Origin of the sequence: Holdemanella porci, from assembly GCF_009696075.1 — a bacterium.
Lineage (GTDB): Bacteria > Bacillota_I > Bacilli_A > Erysipelotrichales > Erysipelotrichaceae > Holdemanella > Holdemanella porci.
The window spans coordinates 1-10,882 of record NZ_VUMR01000063.1; the positions used below are offsets into that span (position 1 = coordinate 1).

At 35.7% G+C, this 10,882-nt stretch carries 7 protein-coding genes, 1 rRNA gene and 1 pseudogene; all 9 read left to right on the forward strand.

Going from position 1 to position 10,882, the window contains the following annotated elements; genetic code table 11:
* Positions 1-132: 132 nt before the first annotated feature.
* Positions 133-597, forward strand: a pseudogene (locus tag FYJ55_RS09265) (MATE family efflux transporter); the annotation flags it as partial.
* 187 nt (positions 598-784) lie between these two features.
* Positions 785-1,273, forward strand: a complete 489-nt coding sequence (gene purE, locus FYJ55_RS09270) for a 5-(carboxyamino)imidazole ribonucleotide mutase (protein WP_003865622.1) — start codon at positions 785-787, stop codon at positions 1,271-1,273.
* 10 nt (positions 1,274-1,283) lie between these two features.
* Positions 1,284-4,985: a phosphoribosylformylglycinamidine synthase gene (locus FYJ55_RS09275; protein ID WP_154556587.1), complete on the forward strand. Its 3,702-nt coding sequence runs from the start codon at positions 1,284-1,286 to the stop codon at positions 4,983-4,985.
* Between the two features lies 1 nt (position 4,986).
* Positions 4,987-6,366 (forward strand): amidophosphoribosyltransferase, encoded by a 1,380-nt coding sequence (purF, locus tag FYJ55_RS09280; protein ID WP_154556588.1) that lies wholly within the window; start codon positions 4,987-4,989, stop codon positions 6,364-6,366.
* 3 nt (positions 6,367-6,369) lie between these two features.
* Positions 6,370-7,401 carry a phosphoribosylformylglycinamidine cyclo-ligase gene (purM, locus tag FYJ55_RS09285; protein WP_154556589.1) on the forward strand — a complete coding sequence of 344 codons (1,032 nt, stop codon included), beginning with the start codon at positions 6,370-6,372 and terminating at the stop codon, positions 7,399-7,401.
* On the forward strand, positions 7,395-7,976 hold the full coding sequence (gene purN / locus FYJ55_RS09290) for a phosphoribosylglycinamide formyltransferase (RefSeq protein WP_154556590.1): 582 nt from the start codon (positions 7,395-7,397) through the stop codon (positions 7,974-7,976). Before purM ends, purN begins: the two co-directional genes overlap by 7 nt.
* Positions 7,976-9,508 carry a bifunctional phosphoribosylaminoimidazolecarboxamide formyltransferase/IMP cyclohydrolase gene (gene purH / locus FYJ55_RS09295; RefSeq protein ID WP_154556591.1) on the forward strand — a complete coding sequence of 511 codons (1,533 nt, stop codon included), beginning with the start codon at positions 7,976-7,978 and terminating at the stop codon, positions 9,506-9,508. Before purN ends, purH begins: the two co-directional genes overlap by 1 nt.
* Before the next feature lie 51 nt (positions 9,509-9,559).
* A complete protein-coding gene (locus tag FYJ55_RS09300) occupies positions 9,560-10,462 on the forward strand; it encodes a serine hydrolase (RefSeq protein WP_154556592.1) in 903 nt (300 codons plus the stop codon).
* A gap of 224 nt (positions 10,463-10,686) precedes the next feature.
* A 16S ribosomal RNA gene (locus FYJ55_RS09305) occupies positions 10,687-10,882 on the forward strand; the annotation flags it as partial.

Genomic DNA, 10,882 nt, shown 5'->3' on the forward strand with positions numbered 1-10,882 from the left:
GTACTACTTAGATTGAAAAACATCTATAAAATCACTCGCTTAAAGGATTTGAAAAACGAGTGGTTATTCGTGTAAGTGATAAAAAGAAGAATTATAGCAAAGTCACCAAATTGCTAGTTAAGCCTTTCTTTTTCGATGGCACTTACGACGTTTGTATCACAAAATGAAGGGGCAGGACAAAGTGAACGTTCTCGAAAGGGAATTTTATTTGGGCTTGCAGCTGCATTATTAATGATTGAATGTTTGGGTATTTTGATCTACTTATTTGCGCCAACTTTTATATCTTTCTTTAATCAAAATCCAGAAGTAATTGCGATTGGAGTAGATCGTGCAAAAATTTGTGCCTTTTTCTATGTCCTTTTAGGCTTTTCACACGTGGTTTCTAGTATTTTAAGAGGTTTGGGACGTCCTTTAATGCCAATGGTGGTCATGCTTGTATGTTGGTGTGCTGTTCGTGTGGTTGCTTTAATGACGATAGGACAGAGCGTACACAGCTTGTATTTAACCCATTGGTTGTATCCAATTACTTGGGGATTGAGTTCAATTGTTTATATATTTGATTTAAGAAAATATAAATTGTTTATGCCTAGAGCATAACTTTCATGAAATATAGGTTGTCATTTAAGTTGATTTTAGGTATTATAATGTTGCAGAAGTGTTTTTCTGATTTTGGAGGTCTTACTTATGGTCTTAAGAAGATTTACCACAATTGATAGAGAAGAATTGCTTTTTTAAGTGTGCCTACTATAGGTGCGCTTTTTTTGTTTTGAAAGGAAGGTCATTTATGGAAACAAAGCGTGTTTTAATTGTGATGGGTTCTCGTTCAGACTTACCTAGTATGGAAGGCTGCATGAAACAATTAGACGACTTTCAAGTTGGCTATGAAGTTCGTGTGTTAAGTGCTCACCGTACGCCGGAAGCGGTTTTGGAATTGTCAAAGACAGCGTGTGAACGTGGAATTCAGGTTATTATTGCGGCAGCTGGAGGAGCAGCACATTTAGCTGGAGTTTTAGCTAGCTCTACACCGTTGCCAGTTATTGGAATCCCTATTCAGACATCTGCTTTAGGTGGATTGGATTCATTATTATCGACAGTACAAATGCCTCAAGGTGTTCCTGTTGCGACTGTCGCAATTGGAAAATCAGGGGCAAGAAATGCAGCTATTTTAGCTTGCCAGATGATCGGACTAAATGATAAGTCATTGCAGGATAAAATTGTTGAGTTTAAAAAAGAACAAGCACAAAAAGTATTAGAACAGTCAATTGTTGAATAAGGAGAAGGAAATGGATACTCGTATTTTTGTTCATAAAAAAGAACAGTTTCAAGTTGAAAGTGAATCGTTAGCGGCTGAATTAAGACAATCTTTATCTTTAAAAGAAGATTTTGGTCTTACAAAATACAATTTATATGATATTTTTGATGCTGACGAAAATGATATTGAATTATTAAAGAAAAATGTTTGTAGCGAAGTTGTTACAGATGATGTATATGATTCTGTAGATTTAACAGGTAAATCATATTTGGCATATGAATTTTTGCCAGGTCAATATGATCAAAGAGCAGACAGTGCAATGCAATGTTTGATGCTTTTGAACAACAAACAAACAGTACGTATTCATTCAGGTACTTTATTAGTGTTCGCAAACCCAGTAGATGAAGAAACACTTAATAAAATCACACATTATATTGTTAACCCTGTTGAAGCACGTGTTAAAGACCTTTCTGTATTAGTGGATGATCAGGACGTTGAAGTAAAAGATGTTCCTGTATTAGAAGGATTTACAAAAATGAGTAAAGAAGAATTAGATTCTTTACGTCAGACTTTAGGGTTGGCCATGTCTCAAGCGGACATTGAGCATGTTCAACGTTACTTCGAAAAAGAAGAAAAAAGAGATTGCACAATGACTGAACTACGTGTGTTAGACACATATTGGTCAGATCACTGTCGTCATACTACTTTTGAAACTGTATTAGATGATGTAAGTTTCCATTTGGATACATTATCAGATGAGTTACAGGCTTCTTATGATAAATATTTAAAATTACGTCAGGAAGTTCATGGAAATCGTAAAGAAAAAACATTGATGGACATGGCTACTATCGCAGGTAAATATCTTCGTAAACAAGGTAAACTTGATGATATGGAGATTACCGATGAAATCAATGCGTGCAGTGTAGAAATTACAGTGGATGTAGATGGAAAAGATGAACAATGGTTGTTGATGTTTAAAAATGAAACACATAACCACCCAACAGAAATTGAACCATTTGGTGGAGCAAGTACATGTATTGGGGGAGCTATTCGTGATCCATTATCAGGACGTAGCTATGTATATCAAGCTATGCGTATTACAGGGGCTGGAGATATCACAAAACCAATTAGTGAAACATTAGAGCACAAATTACCTCAATCTAAGATTTCAAAAACCGCTGCTCAAGGTTATTCAAGTTATGGTAACCAAATTGGTTTGGCAACTACATTTGTAGATGAAATTTATGATGATGGCTATGTTGCGAAACGTATGGAAGTTGGTGCAGTTGTGGGTGCGGCTCCTAAATCACATGTTAAACGTGAAAAACCAGAAGCTGGCGATATTATCGTTATGATTGGTGGAGCTACTGGTCGTGATGGAATCGGTGGAGCTACAGGTTCTAGTAAAGAACATAATGAAACAAGTTTGGAAAAATGTTCTAGTGAAGTTCAAAAGGGAAATGCCTTGATTGAACGTAAATTACAGCGTTTATTTAGAAATCCTACTTGTACAAAATTAATTAAAAAGGCGAATGACTTTGGAGCAGGTGGAGTTAGTGTTGCCGTAGGTGAACTTGCAGATGGTTTGAATATCAACTTAGATGCGGTTCCAGTTAAATATCAAGGCTTAGATGGAACAGAATTAGCTATTAGTGAATCACAAGAGCGTATGGCTGTATGTATCGAGGCTAAGGATTTTGAAAAATTCAAAGAAGAAGCATATAAAGAAAACTTAGAAGCTATCAAAGTTGCAGATGTAACAGATACAAATCGTTTAGTCATGAAATGGCGCGGTGAAACAATTGTTGATATGTCTCGTGCATTCTTGGATACGAACGGTGTTCGTCAGCACCAGATTGTGGACGTTTGCGAAAATGAATATGATGAACATCCATTTGATGCAGTAAACTCAGATTTAAATACAGTATTACAAGATGCGAATGTCGCAAGTCAGATTGGTTTGGCAGAAATGTTTGATGCTTCTATTGGTAAGAGTACAGTGTTGATGCCTTTTGGAGGTAAATATCAATTGACTCCTGAAGAAGGTTCTGTACAAAAATTACCAGTGCATGGAATGACAAACACTTGTTCGGTTATGACATATGGATATGATCCAAAAGTATCTAAATATTCTCCATATTTAGGTGCTAGCTATTCAGTTGTTGAAGCATTAGCTCGTATTACAGCATTGGGTGCTGACTATAAGAAGTGTCGTTTATCAAATCAGGAATATTTTGAACATTTAGGTGTCGATGCACAAAAATGGGGACAACCATTTGAAGCTTTATTAGGTTTGATTGATGCTCAATTGGCATTTGAAACACCAAGTATTGGTGGAAAAGACTCTATGAGTGGAACATATAAAGATATTCATGTACCACCAACAGTGATTACATTTGCGGTAACAACAGCTAAAACAGATGATATTGTTTCGGCTTCATTTAAAAATCCTGGAGACTATGTATATTTGGTAAAACATAAACCAGTTAAAAACAATGTTCCAAACTATGAACAATTAAAGGAAAATTTTGAAACGGTTCATAAATTAATGCAAGAAAAGAAAATTGTTGCGGCAAGCACAATTAAATTTGGTGGCCTAGGTGCAACTATTGCGAAAATGGCATTTGGATCTAAAGTTGGTGTTGCGATCAACACAGAAGAAGATGTATATGGATTCAATTTGGGTTCAATGATCGTGGAAGCTACAGAAAGCATTCAAGATGAACATTTAGAATTGATTGGTATTTTAAACGATGATTCTAAGATTGTATTAAATGATGAAACCGTTGAAATTGAAGATGCATTAAAGGCTTGGACAAAGCGTTATAGTGAAATTTATCCAATGATCGTGGATGAAGGAAAAGATACTTTAGAAACTCCATTAAATGATGCAGAAGTACCAATGTCTAAGGTTGTTGTGGAAAAACCAAAAGTAATTATTCCTATTTTCCCTGGACAAAACTGTGAATTTGATACAACAGCTAAGTTTGAACGTGCTGGTGCAGAAGTTAAACAAGTTGTATTTAATAACTTAACTGTAGAAAACATTCAAAAGAGTATCGAAACTTTAGCAAAAGAAATTAGTACAGCACAAATCTTAATGATTGTTGGTGGATTTAGTAGTGGTGATGAACCAGATGGTTCAGGTAAATTTATTGCGAATGTATTAAGAAATCCAAAGATTGCGCAAGCAATTGATACAATGCGTACAAATGATGGTTTGATCTTAGGTATCTGTAATGGATTCCAGGCATTGATCAAATCTGGATTATTGCCTTATGGTGATATTGAAAAATTGGATGCGGAAAATCCAACATTATTTAGAAATAATATCAATCGTCACGTTTCTCATATTGCACGTACTCGTATTACAAGTAATGCTTCTCCTTGGCTTGCAGGTATGAAAGCTGGAAATGTATATTCAGTTGCTGTTAGTCATGGTGAAGGTAAATTTGTTGCGAGTGAAGAAGTATTGAATAAGTTAATTGAAAATGGTCAGATTGCAACACAGTATGTAAATGAAAATGGTGTTCCAACAATGGATGGAAAAGACAACTTAAATGGTTCGAGCATGGCTATCGAAGGTATCTTCTCTGAAGACGGTAAGATCTTTGGCAAGATGGGTCATAGTGAGCGTTATGAAAAAGGCTTGTTCCAGAATATTGCTGGAAATAAAGACCAAGATATTTTCGCAAATGGTGTTCGTTATTTTACACACAAGCAGGTGAAGTAGAATGACGTTGAAAAAAGTAGTTCAAGATTCTTCTGGGATTGTTGGCTTGTTCAATGTAGAACAAGCTGCCCAGAATATCTATTTAGCAATGCATGCCATTCAGCATCGAGGACAAGATGGTGTTGGATTAGCAATTAGTGATGGAGAAAATGTTGTTTGTAAGAAGGGATTAGGCTTATTGTCGGAGAATTTAAAACAAGATACGTTAAATTCTTTAGAGGGGAATATTGCGATTGGTCAGCTTCGAATGGCAACAAAAAATGATTCTCAATTAGAAAATGTTCAGCCAATTATGGTGCGTAGTCACCAAAGATATTTTGCGGTTGTATCAAGTGGGATGATCACGAATGCGATTTCTTTAAGAACAAAATTAGAAAATGAAGGATTGATTTTTCAAGGAACAAGTGATTCAGAATTATTAGCACATTTGATTCAGTTGAATCCAGGTTCTTTTGAAGAAAAAATTGCGAAAGCTTGTCGTATGATGAGTGGTGCTTATACATTCATGGTCGTCACAAAAGACAGTTTGTATGTAGTAAGAGATCCTCATGGTATTCGTTCTTTATATATTGCCAAGGTAGATGAAGGATATTGTATCAGTAGCGAAACTTGTTCGTTCCCAATTCTTGGTGGAGAATTTATTCGTGAAGTAAATCCAGGTGAATTGATTTGTTTCAATTGCGAAGGTATGAAGTCTAGTCAGATTATTGAAGAAACAGAAACGAAGGCTTGTGCTTTAGAGTATGTATATTATTCTAGACCGGATAGTGTTCATAATGGTTTAACGGTTCATGAAGTAAGAAAACAATGTGGTTATTATTTAGCTAAAGAAGAGAATATTGAAGCGGATATCGTTGTCGGTGTTCCTGATTCAGCTTTAAGTGCAGCTGCAAGTTTTGCCAGAACATTGAATGTACCATATGAAACGGGATTGATTAAAAACCGTTATATTGGTTCTACATTTATTCGCCCGACAGAACAACAAAGAATGCAAGGTATGCGTGTTCGTTTAAATGCGATCAGTTCAGTTGTTAAAGATAAAAGAGTTTATTTAGTAGATGATAGTGTTGTGAAAGGTTTTACATCACGTCGAATTTGTCAATTATTAAAAGAGGCAGGCGCAAAAGAAGTGCACTTACGTATAGCTTCGCCAATGTTGAAATATCCTTGTTTATATGGAGCGGATTCAACGGCACAAAAAGATTTGGCGGCATTTAACTATACAGTAGATGAAATGGAACAATTGTTCCAGGTGGATTCATTGCGTTTCTTAAGTGTTGAAGACTTTAAAAAGTGTGTGCCTGAAACAAGCTGTTTAGCTTGTTGTACAGGTGAATGTCCAGAAGATTTACAAGATTATAAAGATGAGGTAAAGGAGTAGAGTATGGCAGAACATTATGCAGCAGCAGGCGTTAGTTTAGAGGCAGGATATAAATCTGTTGAATTGATTAAGGAGCATGTTAAGAAAACAATGCGTCCAGAAGTGTTAGGAGGACTTGGCGGTTTCTCTGGTGCTTTCTCATTATCTAAAATTAAAGATATGGAAGAGCCTGTATTACTTTCTGGTACAGATGGTTGTGGTACAAAAGTTAAACTTGCGATGGTTATGAATAAGCATGACACAATTGGAATTGATGCCGTTGCGATGTGTGTGAATGATATCGCATGTGCAGGTGGAGAACCACTATTCTTCTTAGATTACATCGCATGTGGAAAGAATGTTCCAGAAAAAATTGCGGACATTGTGAAGGGTGTGTCTGAGGGTTGTTTACAATCTGAAGCGGCTTTGATTGGTGGAGAAACGGCAGAACATCCAGGTTTAATGCCAGAAGAAGATTATGATTTAGCAGGTTTTGCCGTTGGTGTATGCGATAAAAAAGATATGATTACTGGTAAGGATCTAAATGTAGGAGATGTGTTAATTGGACTTCCTTCAACAGGTGTTCACAGTAATGGTTTCTCATTGGTTCGTAATGTATTTGATATTACAGAAGAATCTTTGAATACTTATTATGATGAATTAGGTAAAACTTTAGGAGAGGCATTATTGGCTCCTACAAAAATTTATGTAAAAGCATTAAAGCATATTAAAGCATCGGGTATTACATTAAAAGCTTGCAGCCACATCACAGGTGGTGGATTCTATGAAAACGTACCTCGTATGTTAAAAGAGGGTATGGGTGTTGAAATTGATACAAAGGCATTCCCAAAACCTCCAATCTTTGATTTGATTCAAAAAAATGGAGATATTTCTACGAAAGAAATGTACAACGTATTTAATATGGGACTTGGCTTTGTGATGGCTGTAGATCCAGCAGATGTTGAAAAAGTTCAAGTTGCCTTAAATGAAATCAATGAACCTAGCTATGTGGTTGGTAAAGTAACTGAAACAGGACAGGTAGATGTCCAATGGTAAATATTGCGGTATTTGCGAGTGGTTCAGGTACTAACTTTGAAACAATCTTGTCACATATTGAAGATGGTTCTTTGCATGTGAATTGTGCATGTTTGATTGCGGATAAAGAAAATGCGTATGCTAGAGTTCGTGCGCGTAATCATGGAGTAGAAGAGTTTTATTTTAATCCAAAGGGATATGATGGTAAAGCGGGTTATGAAGCGGCAATCTTAGAGGTATTAAAAGAAAAAAAGGTTGATTTGATTGTGTTAAGTGGATATATGCGTTTTATTGGACACACTTTATTAAGTGCTTATCCAAATCGTATCATCAATTTACATCCGGCTTATTTACCTGAATTTCCAGGAGCTCATAGTATTGCAGATGCGTATGAGGCAAAAGTAGCACAAACTGGAGTTACAGTTCATTTCGTAGACGAAGGTGTAGATACAGGTCCTATTATTCGTCAAGAAAGAGTAGCAATCGACCCATCTTGGGATCTTGAAACATTAGAATCGCATGTACATGCGATGGAATATGATTTGTTCTGGCAAGTCATTGAACAAGTCGCAAAAAGTATAGAGGAGGAAAAATAATGAAGCGAGCATTAGTAAGTGTATCCGATAAAACTGGTTTAGTTGAATTTGTACAAGGATTAGTAGATTGTGGATATGAAATCATTTCTACTGGAGGAACAAAAAAAGCCCTTGAGGCAGCTGGAATTCATCCAATTGGAATCAGTGATGTGACTGGTTTTCCAGAAATTATGGATGGTCGTGTGAAAACTTTACATCCAAAAGTTCATGGTGCATTACTTTGTGTCCGTTCAAATCCAGACCATGTACGTCAATTACAAGAATTAGGAATTGAGTATATTGATTTGGTTTGTGTGAATCTATATCCTTTTAAAGAAACTGTATTAAAACCAGGTGTAACACACGAAGAAATTATTGAAAATATTGATATTGGTGGTCCTAGTATGCTTCGTAGTGCTTCTAAAAACTATCAAAGTATTCCAGTTCTTTGTGATCCAAAAGATTATAATAAAGTTCTTGAAGAAATTAGAGAAAACCAAGAAACAACATTGGAAACGCGTGAGCGTTTAGCTGCAAAAGTATTCCGTCATACAGCTCGCTATGATGCGATGATCGCAGATTATTTAACGAAGAAAACACATGAAGAATTCCCAGAAAGTATGACAATTACTTTTGATAAGGTTCAAGACTTGCGTTATGGTGAAAATCCTCATCAAAAGGCTGCTTTCTATAAAGGAATGAATCCACAATATTCTTTGGCAAATGCGACTCAGCTTCATGGTAAAGAATTGTCTTACAACAATATTCAGGATGGAAATGCAGCTATTGAAATCTTAAAAGATTTTGAAGGTCAATATGCAGCTGTAGGTGTTAAACACATGAATCCATGTGGAGTTGGTATTGGTGAAAATATTGAAGCGGCTTGGGATAAAGCTTATGAGGCTGACTCAATTTCGATTTTTGGTGGTATCGTAGCGTTGAACGCAAAGGTTGAAAAGGGATTGGCAGAAAAATTATCTAAGATTTTCTTGGAAATCATTATTGCGCCAGACTTCTCTGAGGAAGCGTTGGAAATCTTGACTCGTAAGAAAAATATTCGATTAATGAAATTAGATACTAGCTTATCTGTTTCAAGCGCGTTAAAATATACAAATGTTAATGATGGTCTATTGGTTCAAGAGATGGATCAGCATACAATTAATGAGGAAGATTTAAAATGTGTGACAAATCGTAAACCTACAGAAGAAGAAATCAAACAATTGTTGTTTGGTTGGAAAGTTGTTAAGCACGTAAAATCAAATGCGATTGTCTTGGCAAAAGATGATATGACAATTGGTGTTGGTGCAGGACAAATGAACCGTGTTGGTGCAGCTAAGATTGCGATTGAACAGGCTGGTGAAAAGGCGAAAGGTTCTGTATTGGCAAGTGACGCTTTCTTCCCGATGCCAGATACAGTTCAAGAAGCTATCAAAGCGGGTGTGACTGCAATTATTCAGCCGGGTGGATCTATTAAGGATCAACTTTCAATTGATGAATGTAATGAACATGGCATCGCAATGGTATTTACAGGGGTTCGTCATTTTAAACATTAAAATATTAAAGAGTCTATATAGACTCTTTTTCATAGTTTGGAAGGGTCTATCATGGATAAGAAAAACAAAATTATTATTATTTCTCTATTATCTGCATTATTAATTGCACTCTGTGTATTGGTGGTAGAGATGAAGAGTACAGAGAAAAAAGCGTATCAAGGATTAACGGAAATCGAAGAAGATCAAAATATGGAAGTTGAAAATGATGATAACAGTCAATATATTGATATGTCTTTGGAAAAAGATATAGAAGCGCATTTTCAAGAGGATGGTATTGATCATGAAAGAGTAGCATATTGTATCACGGATTTAGAACATAACATTAAATATAGTATGAATGAGAAGGATGAGTTTATTGCAGCGAGTATTTATAAATTACCTTTGGCAATGCTATATTATGATAAAGTAAATGAGGGTGAGTATACATTAGATTCAACGTTTACATATAGTGGATATATGCATGAGGATGCAGGGGTTATTAGTTCAGATTATGGTATCGGTAGTCAGGTTCCTTTAAGTGATCTTTTAAATGATTTAATAATATATTCTGATAATGATGCAGGTCATATCTTATATGAAAATCTTGGTGGCTGGAAAGAATATAAGGAAGCAATGACAAAATATACAGATTCTATCAGTGAGAATTATTATACAATGGATAATGTTACAACGGCTAATACAATGAATGATGTGGTGACCTATTTATATGATCATAAAGAAGACTATAAAGGTTTGATTAAAAATATGGAAAAGGCAGAACCAGGTGAATATCTAGATAGGGATACACAATTGAGTATGCCTCAAAAGTATGGTATGTATGATTATGCTTTAAATAGTGTTGGTTTTGTAGAATGTAATACATCATATAGTATAGTTGTTTTAACGAGTTTAGGGGATAAAGGTGCTGATGTTATGGCAAATATCAATCGTATTGCTTATGAACATTTTAAATAGAGTTGAAAGGCTCTATTTTTTTGTAAGCGTATACAGTAAAAAATATGAAAAAAATAAAAAAAACATTTGACGAAGCGAAAAGTATTTGGTAATATAGATGAGCACTGCTGAGGTGCAGATGATCTTTGAAAACTGAACAGGAAATAGAAATACAAACTAAAACGTCAATTTCGAAACAAACAAAGAATTGAAACAAAGATGTCAGAGACATCTGGGAGCTAAATCAAATGGAGAGTTTGATCCTGGCTCAGGATGAACGCTGGCGGCATGCCTAATACATGCAAGTCGAACGGGAGGAAGGAAAGCTTGCTTTCCTGAATCTAGTGGCGAACGGGTGAGTAACACGTAGGTAACCTGCCCATGTGCCCGGGATAACTTCTGGAAACGGATGCTAAAACCGGATAGGTAGCAGACAAGCAT

Excerpts from the sequence above, each read along its gene's own strand:
- purM (WP_154556589.1), top strand. The coding sequence starts at position 6,370 with ATGGCAGAACATTATGCAGCAGCAGGCGTTAGTTTAGAGGCAGGATAT.
- purN (WP_154556590.1), top strand. The coding sequence starts at position 7,395 with ATGGTAAATATTGCGGTATTTGCGAGTGGTTCAGGTACTAACTTTGAA.
- FYJ55_RS09300 (WP_154556592.1), top strand. The coding sequence starts at position 9,560 with ATGGATAAGAAAAACAAAATTATTATTATTTCTCTATTATCTGCATTA.
- FYJ55_RS09275 (WP_154556587.1), top strand. The coding sequence starts at position 1,284 with ATGGATACTCGTATTTTTGTTCATAAAAAAGAACAGTTTCAAGTTGAA.
- purH (WP_154556591.1), top strand. The coding sequence starts at position 7,976 with ATGAAGCGAGCATTAGTAAGTGTATCCGATAAAACTGGTTTAGTTGAA.
- purE (WP_003865622.1), top strand. The coding sequence starts at position 785 with ATGGAAACAAAGCGTGTTTTAATTGTGATGGGTTCTCGTTCAGACTTA.
- purF (WP_154556588.1), top strand. The coding sequence starts at position 4,987 with ATGACGTTGAAAAAAGTAGTTCAAGATTCTTCTGGGATTGTTGGCTTG.